Annotated in this window: 19 protein-coding genes; 7 read left to right on the top strand and 12 right to left on the bottom strand. The window is 67.1% G+C overall.

The features are described 5' to 3' along the window. Positions 1-2 precede the first annotated feature (2 nt). From tatC to ACO07K_RS02395, 11 genes are all read right to left on the bottom strand, one after another. On the bottom strand, positions 3-818 hold the full coding sequence (gene tatC / locus ACO07K_RS02445) for a twin-arginine translocase subunit TatC (RefSeq protein WP_422034336.1): 816 nt from the start codon (positions 816-818) through the stop codon (positions 3-5). A 71-nt stretch (positions 819-889) separates the two neighbouring features. After that, positions 890-1,417, bottom strand: coding sequence for a Sec-independent protein translocase protein TatB (gene tatB / locus ACO07K_RS02440; RefSeq protein ID WP_422034335.1), 528 nt, complete (start codon positions 1,415-1,417; stop codon positions 890-892). Positions 1,418-1,447: 30 nt separating this feature from the next. Then, positions 1,448-1,720 carry a twin-arginine translocase TatA/TatE family subunit gene (locus ACO07K_RS02435; RefSeq protein ID WP_422016813.1) on the bottom strand — a complete coding sequence of 91 codons (273 nt, stop codon included), beginning with the start codon at positions 1,718-1,720 and terminating at the stop codon, positions 1,448-1,450. Between the two features lie 110 nt (positions 1,721-1,830). Beyond that, positions 1,831-3,021 (bottom strand): SMC-Scp complex subunit ScpB, encoded by a 1,191-nt coding sequence (gene scpB, locus ACO07K_RS02430; protein ID WP_422034334.1) that lies wholly within the window; start codon positions 3,019-3,021, stop codon positions 1,831-1,833. After that, positions 3,018-3,890 carry a segregation and condensation protein A gene (locus ACO07K_RS02425; RefSeq protein ID WP_298311738.1) on the bottom strand — a complete coding sequence of 291 codons (873 nt, stop codon included), beginning with the start codon at positions 3,888-3,890 and terminating at the stop codon, positions 3,018-3,020. Before ACO07K_RS02425 ends, scpB begins: the two co-directional genes overlap by 4 nt. A gap of 54 nt (positions 3,891-3,944) precedes the next feature. After that, positions 3,945-4,976 (bottom strand): beta-N-acetylhexosaminidase, encoded by a 1,032-nt coding sequence (gene nagZ, locus ACO07K_RS02420; protein WP_422034333.1) that lies wholly within the window; start codon positions 4,974-4,976, stop codon positions 3,945-3,947. A gap of 165 nt (positions 4,977-5,141) precedes the next feature. Beyond that, the gene (locus ACO07K_RS02415; protein ID WP_422034332.1) at positions 5,142-5,912 is read right to left on the bottom strand and encodes an SPOR domain-containing protein; all 771 of its coding nucleotides are present in this window, start codon (positions 5,910-5,912) and stop codon (positions 5,142-5,144) included. Positions 5,913-6,059: 147 nt separating this feature from the next. Continuing rightward, a complete protein-coding gene (argS, locus tag ACO07K_RS02410; RefSeq protein WP_422034331.1) occupies positions 6,060-7,802 on the bottom strand; it encodes an arginine--tRNA ligase in 1,743 nt (580 codons plus the stop codon). A 137-nt stretch (positions 7,803-7,939) separates the two neighbouring features. Continuing rightward, positions 7,940-9,115, bottom strand: a complete 1,176-nt coding sequence (locus ACO07K_RS02405) for a deoxyguanosinetriphosphate triphosphohydrolase (RefSeq protein WP_422036619.1) — start codon at positions 9,113-9,115, stop codon at positions 7,940-7,942. A gap of 74 nt (positions 9,116-9,189) precedes the next feature. Next, positions 9,190-9,621: a universal stress protein gene (locus ACO07K_RS02400; RefSeq protein WP_422034330.1), complete on the bottom strand. Its 432-nt coding sequence runs from the start codon at positions 9,619-9,621 to the stop codon at positions 9,190-9,192. Positions 9,622-9,626: 5 nt separating this feature from the next. After that, entirely contained in the window at positions 9,627-10,355 is a 729-nt protein-coding gene (locus ACO07K_RS02395; RefSeq protein WP_422034329.1) for a TerC family protein, read from the bottom strand. Positions 10,356-10,494: 139 nt separating this feature from the next. Here ACO07K_RS02395 and gpt point away from each other — a divergent pair, with 139 nt between their 5' ends. The 5 genes from gpt (at position 10,495) to ACO07K_RS02370 (ending at position 16,147) form a co-directional block, all read left to right on the top strand. Beyond that, positions 10,495-10,998: a xanthine phosphoribosyltransferase gene (gene gpt, locus ACO07K_RS02390; RefSeq protein ID WP_422034328.1), complete on the top strand. Its 504-nt coding sequence runs from the start codon at positions 10,495-10,497 to the stop codon at positions 10,996-10,998. Positions 10,999-11,152: 154 nt separating this feature from the next. Further along, complete coding sequence (locus tag ACO07K_RS02385; RefSeq protein WP_422034327.1) at positions 11,153-12,166, top strand: zinc-dependent alcohol dehydrogenase family protein; 1,014 nt, start codon at positions 11,153-11,155, stop codon at positions 12,164-12,166. Between the two features lie 12 nt (positions 12,167-12,178). After that, positions 12,179-13,180 carry a Bug family tripartite tricarboxylate transporter substrate binding protein gene (locus ACO07K_RS02380; protein WP_422034326.1) on the top strand — a complete coding sequence of 334 codons (1,002 nt, stop codon included), beginning with the start codon at positions 12,179-12,181 and terminating at the stop codon, positions 13,178-13,180. Between the two features lie 8 nt (positions 13,181-13,188). Next, the gene (locus tag ACO07K_RS02375) at positions 13,189-15,225 is read left to right on the top strand and encodes a bifunctional aldolase/short-chain dehydrogenase (RefSeq protein ID WP_422034325.1); all 2,037 of its coding nucleotides are present in this window, start codon (positions 13,189-13,191) and stop codon (positions 15,223-15,225) included. A 25-nt stretch (positions 15,226-15,250) separates the two neighbouring features. Beyond that, entirely contained in the window at positions 15,251-16,147 is an 897-nt protein-coding gene (locus ACO07K_RS02370; RefSeq protein ID WP_422034324.1) for a TauD/TfdA dioxygenase family protein, read from the top strand. A gap of 167 nt (positions 16,148-16,314) precedes the next feature. Here ACO07K_RS02370 and ACO07K_RS02365 read toward each other — a convergent pair whose 3' ends face one another. Then, positions 16,315-16,956 (bottom strand): glutathione S-transferase family protein, encoded by a 642-nt coding sequence (locus ACO07K_RS02365; RefSeq protein WP_422034323.1) that lies wholly within the window; start codon positions 16,954-16,956, stop codon positions 16,315-16,317. Positions 16,957-17,020: 64 nt separating this feature from the next. Between ACO07K_RS02365 and ACO07K_RS02360 the strand changes: the two genes are divergently transcribed. Next, positions 17,021-18,049 carry an aldo/keto reductase gene (locus tag ACO07K_RS02360; RefSeq protein ID WP_422034322.1) on the top strand — a complete coding sequence of 343 codons (1,029 nt, stop codon included), beginning with the start codon at positions 17,021-17,023 and terminating at the stop codon, positions 18,047-18,049. 11 nt (positions 18,050-18,060) lie between these two features. After that, positions 18,061-18,888, top strand: a complete 828-nt coding sequence (locus ACO07K_RS02355) for an amidohydrolase family protein (protein ID WP_422034321.1) — start codon at positions 18,061-18,063, stop codon at positions 18,886-18,888. The last annotated feature ends 47 nt before the right edge of the window (positions 18,889-18,935 follow it).

Raw genomic sequence — 18,935 nt, 5'->3', positions numbered from 1 at the left:
GTCTAGCTGCCGGTCGTCTGGTCGGACTTTTCGGCGTCCTCGGCCTTCGCCTCGGCCTCTTCGGCCGCCTTCTCTTCGGCCGCGCGCTTCCGCTCGATCACGCCGCCGATCAGGATGCTGATCTCGTAGAAGGCCATCAGCGGAATCGCGAGTGCGATCTGGCTCACCACGTCGGGCGGCGCCAGCACGGCGGCGATCACGAAGGCCACGACGACGGCGTAGCGGCGCTTGGATCTCAGCCCCTCGGTGGTGGCGATGCCGACCTGGATCAGCAGGGTCAGCAGGACCGGCACCTCGAAGGCGAAACCGAAGGCGAAGACGAGCTGCAGGATGCGTTCGAGATAGTCCGACGATCGGAGCGTCTTCTCGATGTCCGGCGGCGCGTACTGCGTCAGCATGAAGTTGATCACGTACGGCAGCACGACATAGTACATCAGCGCGCAGCCGGCATAGAACATGAACGGCGTGGCGACCAGGAACGGGATGAACGCCCGCTTCTCGTGACGATAGAGTCCCGGCGCCACGAACAGCCAGATCTGCACCGCGATCAGCGGAAAGCCCACGATCAGCGCCACGAACGCCGACAGCTTCACCGTGACGAAGAAGAACTCGAAGATGTCGAGGACGATGACCTTGTAGCCGTCGGCCAGCGCCGGCTGGATCAGGAACGAAAAGATCGGCTTGGCGAAATAGAACGTGATGAAGAAGACCGCGAAGAAGCACACGAGCGCATAGATCAGGCGCTTGCGCAGCTCGACCAGGTGGTCGAGCAGCGGCATCGGCTTGTCGTCTTCGGGTCCGTCGTATGCCTGGGTCACGGATTACATCGCAGCGTTGGGAGCCGCGTTATGCCGCCCTTTGGGGCGCAATTCAAAGCGCAAGTTGGCGCTCAGCCGGCCGCAACGGCTTTGGCTGGCTTCTCTTCGGCTGAAACGACCGGCACCGGGGCTTCGGATACGGTCGTTTCGGCAACCAGCGGCATCGCCACCGGGGCTGGCGTCGTGTCCGGCGACTCGTCGGGCGTCGCCTCCACGCTTGCGAGCGCAGGCTGGGGCTCGGCCGCGATCTGCGGGGCCGATTCCGGCTCGACGAGCGGGTTGTCGAAGTTGGCCTTGGCCTCGGCCATGGCCTTCTCGCCCTCGGCCATGCCTTCCTGTAGCGCGCTCTTGATCTCCCGGGTGGGGTCGAGCGCCTGCAGGTCGAGGCCGGGTGTGGCGGTCAGCTGCTTCTTCACGTCGTCGAGATCGGCCTGGCGCACCATCTCGTCGACATGGCCGCGGAATTCCGAGGCCATGCCGCGCATCTGGGCCATCCACTTGCCCCAGCTGCGCAGCAGGCCCGGCAGTTCCTTGGGGCCGATGACGACGAGCGCCACGACCGCAATGACCATCAACTCAGGACTATCGATACCGAACATGGCCGGTCAGGCCCTCATATCGCCCGCGTCTCAGATCTTGGCGGCGCTGTCCTGGTGGTGGACCGTTCCGCCCGGCGGGGTGGTCGTCGCCTGAGCCGAGATCGGCTTGGCGCTGTCGCCTGGCTGCGTACCCGGCTGAGCCTGCGGCGGTGTCTCTTCCTGCGAGCCCCCGACGCCCTTCTTGAAGGCCGAGAGGCCCTTGCCGAAGTCGCCCATGAGCTGCGAGACCTTGCCGCGACCGCCGAACAGCAGCAGCACAACGGCCAGCACGATCAGCCAGTGCCAGATGCTGAAGCTTCCCATTTCACAATGCTCCCAAGATCGATTGCAATCGGCGTGTCGAATTACGTGTGCCGATTATGGCACCCGTTGCGAAGCCCCGGCAACCTGTCGAATAAGGTGGTTCCGGGGCGTCAGCGCCCGGTTTCCGCGGGGCTTTCCTCGACGGCGAGGGGCTCGTCGGCCTCATCTTCCGTCGGTTCGAGCGGCAGATCGGGCTCATCCGGTCTGAATATGGGGGGCTGGGAGCGGGCATCCAAGAGCCCGGCGGCCTTCAGTTCCTCCTGGCCCGGCAGATCGTCGAGGCTCGGCAGGCCGAAATGTTCGAGGAAAAAATCCGTCGTGCCCCAGGTCACGGGCTTGCCGGGCGCGCGTCGGCGGCCCATCGGCTTGATCCAATTCTGCTCGAACAGCAGGTCGAGCGTGCCCTTGCTCAAGCCCACGCCGCGGACCTGCTCGATCTCGGCGCGCGTCACCGGCTGGTGGTAGGCGATGATGGCCAGCGTCTCGACCGAGGCCCGCGACAGTTTGCGCGTCACCGGCTTTTCGATCTTGAGCTTCTCGGAGAGGTCGGGCGCCGTGCGGAAGGCAAACCCGCCCGCCACCTGCACGAGATTCACGCCGCGACCGGCATAGAGTTCCGCGAGATCGGCCAGCAGGCGCTTCACGTCGGCATCGTTGGGCAGCCGCTCCGCCAGCTCCTTCTCGCCGAGCGCCTGGGTGCCGGCGAAGATCAACGCCTCGAGCAGCCGCAGATGCTGGGCATGATCGGGCGAAACGACGTCGGTCACCTCGCCGGCCGGCGCGGCAGCGGTGGCCGCCATGGACATAGCCGCCACCGCGACGGCCTCTGCGGCCACGGTCTCGGCCAGGCCATGCTCGACGGGTGCGTCCGGCGCCGAACTCTCCTCTACCGAAGAAGCTTGCGCAGGCTTATCGCCGTCGCCGTCATCCTCGTCACGATCGTCTCCGTCGGACTCCTCAGCCTCGTCGTTGCCGGCTTCGTCGTCGGCGTCGTCATCGTCTTCGTCGTCGGCTTCGTCCTCGTCCTCGTCCTCGTCGTCTTCTTCATCGACTTCGTCGCCATCCGACCCGTCGTCGTCCGACTCGTCGTCGTCGTCGTCGTCGTCGTCGTCGTCATCCGAATCATCATCATCGGAATCGTCCGAGCCGCCGTCCTCGACGTCGTCATCCACGGTCTTTTCGTCGTCGTCCTTGCCAGCCTCGTCCTTCGCGGCGGCTTCCTCCGGCGCGAGCGCGGGCTTGTCGAGATCCTCGACAGGGGGAGTGGCGTTTTCGATGTCTGACATGTCGGGGACCGTCACTGCTGGTCGGTACGTTTACGCAAATGGATGGGGCCGAAGCGCTCGGTCTGGCGCAGCTCGATCTGTCCGTCCTTGGCGAGCTGGAGGCCGGCGACGAAGGTGGCGGCGATCGCCGAGCGGCGACGCGCGGGATCGGTGAGGCCGGCCGGCAGGAAGGCTTCGAGCGACTGCCAGTCGATGGCGATGCCCAGCATGCGGCCGAGACGTTCTGCCGCCTCCTCGACCGAAAAGAACTCCATCGGCTTGATCTGGTAGGTGTCGGCGTCCTTCGGCCTGACCTGCGAGCCGTAGGCGCTCAGCAGGTCGTAGAGCTTCACGTCCCACACCGCACGGCGCACGACGACGATGCCTTCGGGCTGGCCGCGCGAGAAAATGTCCCGGCCAAGCTGCGGCCGCGCCATCAGGCGCGCGCCGGCCTCCTGCATCGCCTCGAGGCGGCGCAGTTGCCACTGCAGCGCGTCGGCCATTTCCTGGCCGGACGGCTCCTCGCCGGCGGGCGGTTCGGGCAGCAACAGGCGCGACTTCAGATAGGCCAGCCATGCCGCCATCACGAGATAGTCGGCGGCCAGTTCCAGCCGCATGCGGCGTGCCTGGTGGATGTGGACCAGGTACTGATCGACCAGCGCCACCATCGAGATCTTGCGCAGGTCGACCTTCTGGTCGCGCGCCAGGCTCAGCAGCAGGTCGAGCGGGCCTTCGAAACCCTCCAGATTGACGATCAGCTCGCCCTCGCCCGGCGCGATGACGTCGGGGCCTGTCGCGCCGAAGGCGTCGGCAGCGGCGCCCGGGGCCGGAGTCGCGTCAGCCGGTGCAGCGGCACCATCGGCGACGGGCGCCTCCTCGGGGGGCGGGCTGGCGGGTTCGGTCATGCAGTCCCGGTTTAGTGAGCGGAAGAGCCTACCGCCACATGATTTGGCCCTGCCTTATCCCCATTCCGGCAGGAGTTCGGCGACTCGCCGTGCTGCTTCGGCGAGCCCGCGGGGGCCGGCGGGATCGCGATGGCGGGCGAGAAAACTGCGGCCGTCCTCGAAACGTCGATGGGCGCGCTCGGTCATCGGACCGGTCCGGCCCGCGATCTCGACCATTTCGACCATCCGGCCGTTGCAGTGGAGGGCGATGTCGCAGCCGGCGGCCAACGCGCGCGCCGCCCGGTCGCCGAGCGACCCGCCCAGCGCCTGCATCGAGAGATCGTCCGACAGCAGCAGCCCGTCGAAGCCGATATGGGTCCGGATCACGTTCTGCACGCCACCCGCAGAAACCGTTATGCAGTCGTTGGGGTCGATCGCCTCGAACAGGAGATGACCGGTCATCGCCCAGGGCAGGTCCGACAGCAGCTTGAAGGGCACGAAGTCGGTGCGCTCCAGCTCGGCGCGCGGCGCCGTGACCCTCGGCAGCGCCTCGTGGCTGTCGACCGTGGCCCGGCCATGTCCGGGAATGTGCTTGATCACCGGCATCACGCCCTCGGCCATCAGCCCCTCCGCCGCGGCCCGGCCCAGCGCCGCGACCGGTTCGGGCCGGTCAGCGTAGGCGCGGTCGCCGATCACGGCATGGGTCTCGGGAAAGGCGATGTCGAGAACGGGCAGGCAGTCGACGTCGCAGCCGACCGAGGCCACGTCGGCCGCCAGCAGCCGCGAATTGAGCTTCGCAGCCTCGAGCCCGGCATCGCGATCGCGGGCATAGAGCTCGCCCAGCAGCCGGGCCGGCGGCGCCTTGCGCCACTGCGGCGGCCGCAGCCGGGCGACGCGGCCGCCCTCCTGGTCGATCAGCACCGGCGCCTCGCCGCGCGCCACGCAGGAACGAAGATCGTCCGTCAGGCGGCGGGTGCTCTCCACCGTGTCGATGTTGCGGGCGAACAGGATGAAGCCCAGCGGATCGGCATCGCGGAAGAAGGCGCGCTCCTCCGCCGACAGCTCGGTCCCGGCGCAGCCCAGGATCAGCGCGCGCGGCCGGCTCATCCTTCCTCCCCATTCAAATGGGGAGGTGGCGGCGAAGCCGACGGAGGGGTCAGAGACAGGCCGAACTTTGGCCGGCCCATGACCCCATCGCCCCGTATGACGGGGCACTTCCCCATCTGAATGGGGAAGGGATTGCTTCCGAATTCCGTCGTCTCAATCCACATCCTAGCGCGCGGGCGGGACCGAAACGCAGTCGGCCTTGCGGGCCTTCAGCGAGGCGCAGACGGAATGGGCCTGCTTCTCGTCGAGCGGGCCGGCCTGCACGCGGTACCAGACGCCGCGATCGCCGAGGTCGACGCGCACCGCCTGCATGCGCAGGCTCGACAGTTGCTCGCCGTGCGCGCTCTGCAGGCGCGCCCAGGTCGATTTGGCGACGTCCTCGTTCTTCACCGAGGCGACCTGGATGCGCCAGCCGCCGGTCGGCCCGGACATGTTCTCGATCAGGCTGGCGATGCTGGGACCGCTCTCGGTCGTGGTCGGGGCATTGGTCGCCGGCTGCATGTTCGGCGGATTGGCGGGCACCTTAGGCTCGGTGACCGCCGGGGCGGTGGTGGTCGAGCCGGGTTGCAGCGGCGTCGGGGTCCTCGTCGCCGCCGTCTCGGTTTCCTTCGGCGCAGCCGGCAACGGCAGGCCATTGGGCGGCAGCTTCGGTGTCACCGCGACCGGCAGCAGCTTCTCGGGCTGCGTCGGCACGGTGCCCGGCGAGATGCGGTTGAAGACTTCCTTGTCCTGGTTCGGCGGCACCAGTCCGCCGGCATTCTCCGGCTTGACGCGGGAGGGCGTCGTCGGCGCCTGCACGACCAGCGGTTCCAGCCCGCGGCCGCCCGCCTTGACGTCCTGGTTGTGCGCCCACCAGACCACCGATCCGAAGCTCGCGACGGCGGCGACAGAGACCATCACCGTGAGGATCTGGCCGCGGCGCCGATTGACCCGCATGAGCAGCGAGTCCCGCGGCGGCGGGGGTATCGAATCGGGTTCATGCGCGACGGGCCGAGGCGGAGGATCGAGCCGCACAGCTACCGACTCGTTGGGCCGGTAGATCGTTGGTCCGTCGCCGGAGGGGGACCGGCGAACATGCATTTGTTATCTCATTTCATCGACGGGTGTTACGCCGAAGACCTTTAATCCTGATCCTATCACAAAACCGATTCCCTGTACCAATGCCAGACGCGCGCGCGTGAGATCGGAGTCGCCCTCGATCACGAAGCGCAGGCCCGGCTCCTCCCGTCCCCGGTTCCAGTGGGAGTGGAAGGCGGCCGCCAGGTCGTAGAGATAGAAGCCGATGCGATGGGGCTCGTGCGCCACCGCCGCCGCTTCGACCTGGCGCGGCCACTGCGCGATCATCCGGATCAGCGCGAGTTCGCCGACATCGGACAGCCGGTCGAGCGGCGCGCCGTCCAGACCGTCGATCGCGATGCCCGCGGCGGTCGCCTGGCGCATCACGGACCGCGTCCGCGCATGGCCATACTGGACATACCAGACCGGGTTGTCGCGTGACTGTTCGGTGGCCTTCACGAGATCGAAGTCGAACGGCGCGTCGTTCTTGCGCGTGAGCATGGTGAAGCGCACGACGTCGGGCCCGACCTCGTCCAGCAGATCCCGCAGCGTCACGAAGGTGCCGGCGCGCTTGGACATGCGCACCAGCTCGCCGTTGCGCATCACGCGCACCAGCTGGCAGAGCTTCACGTCCAGCTCGCCCTGCTTTTCGGTGATGGCGCTGACGGCCGCCTTCATGCGCTTGACGTAGCCGCCATGGTCGGCGCCCCACACGTCGATCATGTCGGCGAAGCCGCGCCGGTACTTGTCGTGGTGATAGGCGATGTCGTTGGCGAAGTAGGTCCAGCTGCCGTCCGACTTCTTGAGCGGCCGGTCGACCTCGTCGCCGAACTGGGTGGCGCGGAACAGCGTCTGCTCGCGATCCTCCCAATCGTCCGGAAGCTGACCCTTCGGCGGCTCCAGGCGCCCCTGATAGATGAGACCCTGCTTGGTCAGCTCCTCGAAGGCCCGGTCGACGGCGCCGCTCTCGACCAGGGCGCGCTCCGACGAGAAGACGTCGATATGGACGCCCAGCGTCTCCAGGTCGGCCTTGATCTCCGCCATCAGCGTGGCAATGGCGAAGGCGCGCATCTCCGGCAACCAGTCGGCCTCGGGCTTGCCGATCCAGCGGGCGCCGTCGCGCTTCGCGATCGCGGCGCCCACGTCCTTCAGATACTCGCCGGGATAAAGCCCCTCGGGAATCGAGTCGATCGTCTCGCCGAGCGCCTCGCGGTAGCGCAGGTAGGTCGACTGGCCGAGCTTGTCGACCTGGGCGCCGGCGTCGTTGATGTAGTATTCCTTGGTGACGTCGAAGCCCGCCTTGTGCAGCAGGTTGGCCAGCGCGTCGCCCACGACCGCACCGCGCGCATGCGCGACGTGCAGCGGCCCCGTCGGGTTGGCCGAGACATATTCGACATTCACTTTCTCGGCCTTGCCCATCGTCGAATCGCCATAGGCGACCCCGGCCTTCAGGCAGTCGCCGAGGCGCGCGCGCCAGAATCCGTCGGCGATCTTGAGGTTGAGGAAGCCCGGTCCCGCCACCGCTCCGTCGACCACGTCGGGATTTGCCTTGAGGCGCGCCAGCAGCGGCTCGGCGATGTCGCGCGGCTTCTTGCCCGCCGCCTTGGACAGGACCATCGCGGCATTGGTCGCGATGTCGCCATGCGCGGCATCGCGCGGCGGCTCGGCCGTGATGGCGGAAAAATCGAGCTTTTCGGGCAGTTCCCCCGCGGCCTGCATGGACTGGAGGGCCGCGACGATCTCGCCGATGAAATGACGGTAGGGATTCATGGGGCGGGTATTGCCGAATCCGCGCCCTTTGTCATCCGCGAGCCGAATTGCTTCATTGGAGCGCGCCACTCCAGCGGCGCCTCATGAGCTGAGCGCCACCGGAGTGGCGCGCTCCCTTGAGAGGTCCGTCCGCAGACTCAGGAATAGAGGTCGAACAGGCGGCGGTGCTCGTCGAGGGCGAAGCGGTCGGTCATGCCGGCGATATAGTCGGCGACGACGCGGGCGCGGGCATGGGTGCCGGCCTGCTCGGCCTTCTCGCGCCACGGCGAGGGCAGGCAGTTGGGCTCGGCGAACAGCAGCTCGAACAGGTCCACGACGACGCGGCGGGCCTTGGAATGCGAGCGGTTGAGCTTCCAGTGCTCGTACATGCGCGTGTAGAGGAAGCGCTTCACGGTCTTCTCGGTGGCCGCCATCGCATCCGAGAAGGCGACGACCGGGCGGCCCAGGGCGCGGATGTCGGCCACCGACTTCGGCGCGGCTGCGGCCAGCCGGCGGCGCGTCTCGGCCACCACATCCTCGACCATGGCGTTGATCACACGCCGCACCGCCTCGTGGATCAGGCGGGTCTGGTCGATGCCGGGATATTTTTCGCTCACCAGCGAGAACATCTCGCCGACCAGCGGCAGGTCGAGCAGGTCCGCGACCTCGAACAGGCCGGCCCGCAGCCCGTCGTCGATGTCGTGGTTGTTGTAGGCGATGTCGTCGCTCAGCGCCGCCACCTGCGCCTCCGGCCCGGCATGGCCGTCGAGCTCGAGGTCGTGGTCCTTGCAGTAGTCGACGATCGCGGCCGGCAGTTCGGCGAGCGCCCGGCCGGGCTTCAACAGCGGGCCGTTGTGCTTGACCGCCCCCTCGAGGGTCTCCCAGGTGAGATTGAGGCCATTGAACTCGGCGTAGCGGTCCTCGAGCTTGGTGAGGATGCGCAGGGTCTGGGCGTTGTGGTCGAACCCGGCATAGGGCGCCATGACGCCGTGCAGCGCCTCCTCGCCGGCATGACCGAACGGCGTGTGGCCGAGATCGTGGGCCAGCGCCACGGCCTCGCCGAGATCCTCGTCGAGGCGCAGCACGCGGCAGATCGTGCGCGTGATCTGGGCGACTTCCAGCGAATGGGTGAGGCGCGTGCGGTAGTGGTCGCCCTCGTGGAACACGAAGACCTGGGTCTTGTGCTTCAGCCGGCGGAACGCCGTCGAATGGATGATGCGGTCGCGGTCGCGCTGGAACGGGCTGCGGCTCGGCGATTCCGCCTCGCGATGATAGCGTCCCTTGCTCTGCCACGGCAGCGTCGCATAGGGCGCGAGCGCCTCGTGTCGCCACATCTCCTCGGCCAAACGCGGTCCTCCTGCAGGGCCCGCGTTCTACGCGGTCGCGGCCGGGATGGCTACTTGACGCCCTACTTGACGAGCGTGACGGGCACCTTGGCGTGCGCGATCACGTCCTGGGCCACCGAACCCAGCAGCACGCCGGTGAGGCCGGTATGGCCGCGCGTGCCCATCACAACCAGGCCCGCGCCCACCTTGCGGGCGAAGTCGGCGACGATCTCGCCCTGGCGGCCGACGCCGACATGCGTCTTGGGCGTCACCGAGGCGGTCTGGGCCAGCGCCATCGCCGAGGCGAGGGCCTTCTCACCCTCTTCCCGGTGATAGGAATCGATCTGTTCGCGCGAGACGAAGGACGAGACGGCACCGCCGACGCTCGGCTGGACGTTCAGGAGATGCAGCTCGGCCGCGCAGCCGGTGGCGATCATGTCGAGCGCATGCTGGACGGCGCGATCGGACGTCTCCGAACCGTCGACCGCTACGAGGATGGCATTGATCTTGTGCATGGTCGCTACTCCTTGCCCTTGGTTGCCGCGAGATCGACCGGATCGTGTGCCCTGTGCTTCTGCTTCGCCCGGTGCTGCAGGAAGTAGCCGACCGCCACGACCAGCACCGCGCAGCCGATCTCGAGGATCGTCTTGGCATGGGGCGTGAGGGCGGTGAGCTTGGCGGCATAGCCCGGGTCGGTGGCCAGCACCTCGCCCGCGATCCAGCCCAGCAGCGCGCCGCCGGCGATCACGATGACCGGGAAGCGGTTGAGCAGGGCCATGATCAGCGTGGCGCCGAACACGATCAGCGGGATGGAGATGATGAGTCCCAGGACCATCAACGTCGTGTCGCCCTTGGCGGCGGCGGCGATGGCGATGGCGTTGTCGAGGCTCATCACGGCGTCGGCGATGATGATGGTGCGAATGGCCGAACCCAGCGAGCTGGCCGCCTTGACGCCGTCCTCACCCTCTTCCTCGCCCTGGACCAGCTTGACGCCGATCCACAGCAGCAGGAGGCCGCCGCAGAGCTTGAGGAACGGGATCGACAACAGGTAGTCGACGATCAGGACGAACAGGATTCGCAGCAGGATGGCGCCGCCGCTGCCGATGATGATGGCCGGCCGCTGGTGCTTCTTCTCCAGATTCCGGCAGGCGAGCGCGATGACGAGGGCGTTGTCGCCCGACAGGATGATGTTGACCAGAATGATCTGGGTCAGGCCGCTCCAGAAAGCGGGCGTCAGCTCAAATCCCATTTTTCAGCGGTCCCCGTACCATATTCTCACGCGCGCCCTGTATCCCCGTGGCGCGCGCTTCTAAGCTTCGGCCGAAGGTGTTAGTGCAGCCCTCCCGTAGGGGCAAGCCAAACCGGACAGGATCCAGGGACGAAATCGCATGGCGGGCAGTGCTGGTTACAACAGGATGTTCCCCGTCTCGTGGACGGAATTGCACCGCGACGCCCGGGCGCTGGCCTGGCGCCTGGCCGACCTCGGACCCTTCAAGGGCCTGGTCGCGATCACCCGCGGCGGCCTCGTTCCGGCCGCCATCATTGCGCGCGAACTGAATCTTCGCCTGATCGACACGGTCTGCTGCTCGACCTACGACCGCATGGAACGCGGCGCCAAGGTCGAGCTGCTGAAAGGCACCTCGGCCGAGCAGGACAAGGGCGCCGGCTGGCTGATCGTCGACGATCTGGTCGACACCGGCGTCACCGCCCGCGCGGTCCGCGCCATGCTCCCCGAGGCCCATTTCGCCACGGTCTATGCAAAACCCGCCGGGCGACCGGTGGTCGACAGCTACGTCACCGAGGTGAGCCAGGACACCTGGATCCTGTTCCCCTGGGACCAGGAGGCCGTCATGGCCAAGACCATCATCGAACTGAAGGGCGACGCCAAGTGAGGCACGCCGCCGACACCACCTCCATTGTCATCCCGAGCGTAGCGAGGGACCTTTCCGGCAGCCAACCAAAGGTCCCGCGCTACGCTCGGGATGACAGTGTGCGGGACGTCATAATGTGCGCCATTCAAGCGCCTGCGCTTACAGGAGCCAACCCATGAAGTGCTACGTCATCCCCGCCGCCAAGGGCATCGACTCGCTCACCCTGGCCGAGCGGCCGGACCCGACGCCGGGACCGCGGCAGGTGCTGGTGCGGGTCAGGGCGACGTCGCTGAACTACCGCGACCTGCTCACCATCGAGGCGCAATATGCGCGGTCGGCGCCCAAGCCCGACCTGATCCCGCTGTCGGACGGCGCGGGCGAGGTCGTCGCGGTCGGTCCCGGGGTCAGCCGGGTCAAGGTCGGCGACCGGGTCGCGGGCTGCTTCATGCAGCGCTGGTTCGGCGGCGCCATCAGCGAGAGCGCCATGCCCTCCGCCATGGGCGGCGCGATCGACGGCATGCTGACCGAACTCGCGGTGCTCGAGGAAGAAGGCGTCGTGAAGCTGCCGGCGCATCTCAGCTACGAGGAAGGCGCCACCCTCCCCTGTGCTGCCGTCACGGCGTGGAACGCCCTGGTCGAGATCGGCCATATCAAGGCGGGCGACGTGGTGCAGATCCAGGGCACCGGCGGCGTCTCCATCTTCGCGCTGCAGTTCGCGCGGATGTTCGGCGCCCGCGTCATCGGCACCTCCAGTTCCGCCGCCAAGGCCGAACGGCTGAAGCAGATGGGGGCCGAGGCGGTGGTCGACTACAAGACGACGCCGGACTGGGACCAGGAAACGCTGAAGCTGACCGGCGGCCGCGGCGCCGACATCACGGTCGAGGTCGGCGGCGCCGGCACGCTGCCGCGCTCCTTCCTGGCGACCCGGCTGGGTGGCTCGATCGCGGTGATCGGGCTGCTGTCGGGCATGGCGACGCTCGATCCGATGCCGATCCTGCGCCGCAACCTCAAGGTCCAGGGCCTCTATGTCGGCAGCACGCAGATGTTCGAGGCGATGAACCGCGCCATCGAGGCGAACGGGCTGAAGCCCGTCATCGACAAGGTGTTCGCGTTCGCCGAGGCCCAGGCCGCCTACCGGCACCTCAAGAGCCAGAAGCATTTCGGCAAGATCGTCATTTCACACGCGTAGGAAGCAGATCTCATGATCAAGCGTCGTCTGTTCAGCGCCGGCCTGCTCGCCGCGCCCCTCGCCCAGTCTGTTTTCTCTGGGTCGGCCTTCGCCCAGAACGCACAATCGGCCTGGCAACCGTCCGGCCCCATCAAGATGGTCGTGGCCTATCCGGCCGGCGGCCCGACCGACGTGATCGCACGCATCGTCGCCGCCGACATCTCCGGGCCGCTCGGCCAGCAGGTCGTGGTCGAGAACATCTCGGGCGGTGCCGGTGCCATCGGCACGCGCGCCGTCGCCAAGGCCAAGCCGGACGGACTGACGATCACGTTCGGCAACAACCAGACCCACGGCAACAACATGTTCATGTTGAAGGAGCCGGGCTACGACGCGGTGAAGGACTTCGCGCCGCTGGCGGGTGCCGGCGCCTTCGAGCATGTCTTCGTGGTGCGCAACGACCTGCCGGTGAAGAACATCCAGGAGCTGATCGCGCTGGCCAAGTCCAAGCCCGGCGAGCTGAACTATGGCTCCACCGGCATCGGCTCGGGCTCGCACCTCTCGACCGAACTGTTCATGGCCCGCACCGGCATCAAGATGACCCAGGTGCCCTATCGTGGCGCGCCGCCGCTGGTGCAGGACCTGGTCGGCGGCCGCATCGACATCTCCAACTCGACGCTGCCCAGCGTGCTGGCCCAGATCAAGGCCGGTACGATCCGCGCCATCGCGATCGGCAGCGCCAAGCGCAACCCGCAACTTCCCGACGTCCCGACGCTCGAGGAGCAGGGCGTGACCGGCGCCAACGCCTCGTCGTGGGCCGCCTTCTTCGCGCCGGCGGCGACGCCGCAGCCTGCGCTCGACCGTCTCTCGGGCGAGATCATGAAGAGCCTGAAGAAGCCAGAGGTCGTCGAGAAGATCGACAGGCTGGGCTTCACCGTCGAGCCGCGCGACCCCGCGCAGTTCAAGCCCTACCAGGAGCAGGAGATCGCGACCTGGGTGAAGATCGCCAAGGATGCCGGGATCGAGCCGGGAGAATAGGCCACGCCATGAAGAACCTCTGGTCCGACGACGACGCCCAGCAAGCCATCGCAAGCCACGCCGCCAAGGGCATCGGCGAGGACCTGGCCCTGCGCGTCTACACCACGCGCCTGCTGGGCGGTGAGCCGAAGCTGGTGCTGCACGGCGGCGGCAACACCTCGGTGAAGACGCGCATGGCCGACGTCACCGGCCAGGCGCTCGACGTGCTCTGCGTCAAGGGCAGCGGCTGGGACATGGGCACGATCGAGGCCCCCGGCCTGCCCGCCGTCCGCCTCGCGCCGCTGCGCGAACTGGAGGGACTGCAAGCGCTCAGCGACGAGGACATGGTGAACGTCCAGCGCGCCAACCTGCTCGACAGCAAGGCGCCCAACCCGTCGGTCGAGACGCTGCTGCACGCGTTTCTACCGCACAAGTTCATCGATCATACGCATTCCAACGCGGTGCTGGCGCTGACCGACCAGCCCGACGGCGCCGAGCTGGCGGCCGATCTCTACGGCAAGCGCGCGGCGCTGGTGCCCTACGTCATGCCGGGCTTCGCGCTCGCCAAGAAGACCGCCGAGATCGCGCGCGCCAATCCCGACGTCGAGGGGCTGATCCTGCTGAAGCACGGCATCTTCTCGATGGGCGCGACGGCGGAAGAAGCCTATGCCCGCATGATCGACCTCGTGACGATGGCCGAGCAGCGCCTGGCCAAGGCTACGCGCAAGATATTCCCGGGCGCCACCCTGCCGGCAAAGCCTGCGACGGCCGCCGAGATCGCGCCGATCCTGCGCGGACTGTTCTCGCTGCCGGCGAAGAATGGCGGCCGCGAAGCCACGCAGCGCTTCGTCTTCGAGTTCCGCAGCTCGCCCGAGATCCTGGCCTATGTGAACGGCAAGGAGATCGCGCGCTACAGCCAGCAGGGTCCGGTGACTCCCGACCATGCGATCCGCACCAAGAACGTGGCCTTCATTGCGCCCGCGCCGGAGGCCGGCAAGCTCGACGCCTTCACGAGCGAGACGAAAGCCGCGCTCGAAAAGTTCGCGGCCGACTATCACGCCTATTTCTCGCGCTACAACGGCAAGCAGATCACGGCGAAGAAGGAGCTCGACCCGATCCCGCGCGTGGCGCTGGTCCCCGGCGTCGGCCTGTTCGGCATCGGCAACACGTCGAAGGATGCCAAGATCGCGGCCGATCTCGCGGAAACGACGGTGGCGGTGATCGCCGATGCCGAGCGGCTCGGCACCTACGAGTGCATTCCCGAGCCCGACATCTTCGACATCGAATACTGGTCGCTCGAGCAGGCCAAGCTCAGCGCCGCGGCCGAGAAGCCGCTGGCGCGGCGCATCGTGGTCGTGACCGGCGGCGCGTCGGGCATTGGGGCTGCGACGGCGGCCGCCTTCGCGCGCGAGGGCGCCGAGATCGCGGTGCTCGACCGCGACGTCTCCAAGGTGAAGGGCTTCGGCGTCACCTGCGACGTCACCGATCCGCAATCGGTACGCGCCGCGTTCGACACGATCGCGGCGACCTTCGGCGGCGTCGACATCGTGGTGTCCAATGCGGGTGCGGCCTGGCAGGGTCGCATCGGCGACGTCGACGAGGCCGTGCTGCGCAAGAGCTTCGAACTCAATTTCTGGGCCCACCAGAGCGTGGCGCAGAACGCCGTGCGCATCATGCGCACCCAGGGGCTTGGCGGCTGCCTGCTGTTCAACACCTCCAAGCAGGCGGTGAATCCCGGCCCCGACTTCGGACCCTATGGGCTGCCCAAGGCCGCGACCCTGTTCCTGATGCGCCAGTACGCGCTCGACCATGGCGGCGACGGCATCCGCGCCAATGCCGTGAATGCCGACCGCATCCGCACGGGTCTCCTAACGGACGAAATGATCGCCCAGCGATCCAAGGCGCGCGGTCTCAGCGAGGCCGACTATATGGGCGGCAACCTGCTCGGCCTCGAAGTGACGGCGGACGATGTCGCACAGGCGTTCGTTTCGCTGGCCAAGGCGGCGAAGACGACGGGCGCTGTCACGACCGTGGACGGTGGTAATATCGCGGCCGCCCTGCGCTAGGGTTCCTCACCCAAGGGAGATCCTGTTGCCGATCGAGACGCGTCCCCTGCAGCCGCTGCAGCCTCACTTCGCCGCCGAGATGACGGGCATCGACGCGACACGGCTGCTGACGCCGGCCGATGTCGCGGCGATCGAGGCCGGCATGGACAAGTATGCCGTGCTCGTCCTGCCCGGCCAGGACATGACCGACGAGCAGCAGCTCGACTTCACGCGCAACTTCGGCCCGCTGCAGGTAGCCGCCAACACGGGCATGACCGCGGCGGACATGCGCCTGCACGATGCCTTCGCCGACGTCTCCAACCTCGACAAGGAGAACAGGAAGCTGGAGCGCGACGACCGCCGCCGCATGGCCGCCCTCGGCAACCGGCTGTGGCACTCCGACGCCACCTTCCGCATCGTGCCGGCGCGCTACTCGCTGCTGAGCGGCCGCATCGTGACCCGCGACGGCGGCAACACCGAGTTCGCCGACATGCGCGCCGCCTACGACACGCTCGACGACGCCACCAAGGCCGAGATCGAGGACCTGGTCTGCGAGCACTCGCTGATCTATTCGCGCGGCCAGCTGGGCTTCACCAACTTCACCGACGAGGAGCGCCACCGCATGAAGCCGGTGCTGCACAAGCTCGTGCGTACCCATCCGGTGACGGGTCGAAAATCCCTGCTGCTGTCGGCCCATATCGGCGCCATCGTCGGCTGGCCGCGGCCCGAGGCCATGGCCTTCATCCGCGACCTGATGGAACACGCGACGCAGCCCGAGTTCGTCTACGTCCATCGCTGGACGAAGCATGACTTCGTGATCTGGGACAACCGCACGACCATGCACCGCGTCCGCCGCTTCGACGATCTCAACATCGTCCGCGACCTGCGCCGCACCACGACCATGAGCGAAGGCCCGACGGTGGCGGGGCAGCAGGCGGCTTAGGACGCTTCGACCGTTTCCCGCTTTCCGCCCCCTCACCTCATCCTGAGGAGGTCGCGAAGCGACCGTCTCGAAGGATGGGCAACAGATGCGGTGCTCGTGCCCACCCTTCGAGACGCGCTCCTGCGGAGCGCTCCTCAGGGTGAGGTTGTTGTTGGGGTATCGTAGAGTTAACGCCCCTCGAACTCCGTATCCTTCTTCGGAATCAGATCATACGGCAGAGCGAAGCCCGGCAGTGCCTTGATGCGGTCGCGCCAGGCGGCGAGGTTTGGACGGCTGTCGATCGACAGGCCGCCTTCGTGGGCGAAGACCATGCGGCCCCAGCAGCCGATGTCGGCGATCGAGCAGGCATCGCCCACCAGCCAGTCGCGGCCGGCCAGCGACTTGTCGGCGAAGTCCAACGCCGCCTCGGCACCGGGCCGGAAGAAGTTCACGATGTCCTGCGACACGTCGGGGCGGAAGCGCGCGAAATGGCGAACACGGGCCACGTTGGTGAGGGCGTCGTTCTCCCACGACAGCCACTCGCGCGCCTGCCAGCGATGCTGCTCGGTCTTCGGCTCGAAGTGCCCGGTCGTGCGCGCGAGATAGTCGAGGATCACGTTCGACATCACCAGCGTGAGGCCGCGATGATGCAACACCGGCACCTGGCCATAGCGGTTGATCGCGAGGTGCGCGGCTTCCTTCTGCACGCCGTTCTTCAGGTTGACCGTGCGGAACGAGAACGGCAGGCCCGAGAGCGCGAGGAAGAGCATCGGCTTGTAGCTCGAGCTCGACGTGAAACTGCCGTGCAGAACGAGGCGCTCGTCGCTCATGGTCTCTCCTGTGGCGTTGTCCCGAGGCAATTCGTACTCTCCCCCGTCCTCGGAGGAAACGAACATGACAGCGCTGAAGCGCCGGCAGGTCGGAAAAACGAAACTGGAAGTCACCGAGATCGGTCTCGGCGGCGCGCCGATGGGTGGCTTTCGCGCCACCATCTCCGATGCGGAGGCGGTGCAGCTCACCAACGACGGCTACGATTCCGGCATCCGCTACTTCGATACCTCGCCCTTCTACGGCTACGGCCGCAGCGAGCTGCGCATGGGCGCGGCCCTGCGCGATAAGCCGCGCGACAGCTACGTGCTCTCGACCAAGATCGGCCGGATCCTGCATGTCCGGAAGCCCGGCGAAGTGCTGCCCAAGGATTTCCGCGAGAACGGGCTGCCGGGCTTCGTGCCCCAGTTCGACTACACCTATGACGGCGTGATGCGTTCGCTGGAGCATTCGCACTTCCGGCTCGGCCTCGACAAGATCGACATCGCGCTGGTCCATGACGTGGATTTCTGGACGATCAAGGATCGCGCGATCCTCGACGAGCGCTTCAAGACGGTGATGGATTCGGGCTTCCGTGCGCTCGACGAGTTGCGCAAGGCCGGCGTGATTTCCGCGATCGGGGTCGGCATCAACGAGAGCGACACCAGCACGCGCTTCATCAAGGCCGGCGACTTCGACTGCATGCTGCTGGCGGGCCGCTACACGTTTCTCGAACAGGGTGCGCTGGAGGAATTCCTGCCGGAATGTACCAAGCGCGGCGTCTCGGTGATCCTGGGCGGGCCGTACAATTCCGGCATCCTCACCGGCAACGTGAAGGCCGGCGCGACGCACGACTATGTCGCGGCGCCACAGCCCCTGGTCGACAAGGCGCAGAAGATCGAGGCGGTGTGCCAGCGCCATGGCGTGCCGCTCGGCGCCGCGGCGATGCAGTTCCCGCTGTTCCATCCCGCCTTCTGCTCCGTCATCCCGGGCGCGCTCAGCGTCGCCGAAGTGAAGCAGAACGTAGCCTACATGAACGTGAAGATTCCGGTCGAGCTGTGGAGCGAGCTCAAGCAGGCGAAGCTGCTCGACGCCGCGGCACCGACCCCGAACTGAGGAAGCTCAAAATGAAGATCGTTGACGCGCAGATCCATATCTGGTCGCAGACCGTGACGCCGCCCTCGGGCCTGCATCGCAAGGTCGAGAAGTTCACGGCCGAGGACGCACTGAAGGAGATGGACGAGGCCGGCGTCGCTGCGGCGCTGATTCATCCGCCCTACAGCTGGGATCCGACCTCCAACCAGCTCGCCCTCGATGCCGCGCGGAAATATCCCGAGCGCTTCGCGGTGATGGGCCAGTTCCCGCTGCAGGACCCCGAGAGCCGCGAGCGCATCAAGGGCTGGCGCGACCAGCCCGGCATGATGGGCCTGCGCTGGGCGCTGCTGCAGCCGGCCGAGCAGAAGTGGCTGAACGACGGGCTGCTCGACTGGGTGTGGCCGGCCGCCGAAAAGGAAGGCATTCCGGTCGCGACGATGGGCGGCATCTTCCCCGACAAGTTCCGCGAGATCGCCGAGAAGCATCCCAACCTCAAGATGATCGTCGACCATTGCGGCCTCAACCGTCACGGCCAGGACGAGGAAGCCTTCATCCATCTCGACAAGCTGGTGGCGCTGGCCAAGCTGCCCAACGTCGCAGTGAAGGCCACCGGCGCGCCGCATTATTCGACCAAGGGCTATCCGTTCCGGAACATCCAGGACGGGCTGCACCGCATCTTCGATGCCTTCGGTCCCAAACGCTTCTTCTGGGGCACCGACATCACCCGCATGCAGTGCACCTACCGCCAGTGCGTCACCTTCTTCACCGAGGAGCTCCCCTGGCTCAAGGGCCGCGACCTCGAGGACGTGATGGGCCGCGGGCTTTGCGAGTGGATCGACTGGAAGCTGAAGTTCGACTGAGCGGATCACCATCGCATTGAGGAATCGACATGAGTACTCCGCGAGAG

The sequence above is a fragment of the Reyranella sp. genome, from assembly GCF_965228225.1.
In the GTDB taxonomy this organism is placed as follows: domain Bacteria; phylum Pseudomonadota; class Alphaproteobacteria; order Reyranellales; family Reyranellaceae; genus Reyranella.
The sequence above is the reverse complement of the archived record's forward strand: the minus strand, read 5'-3'. Positions and strand labels throughout refer to the sequence as shown.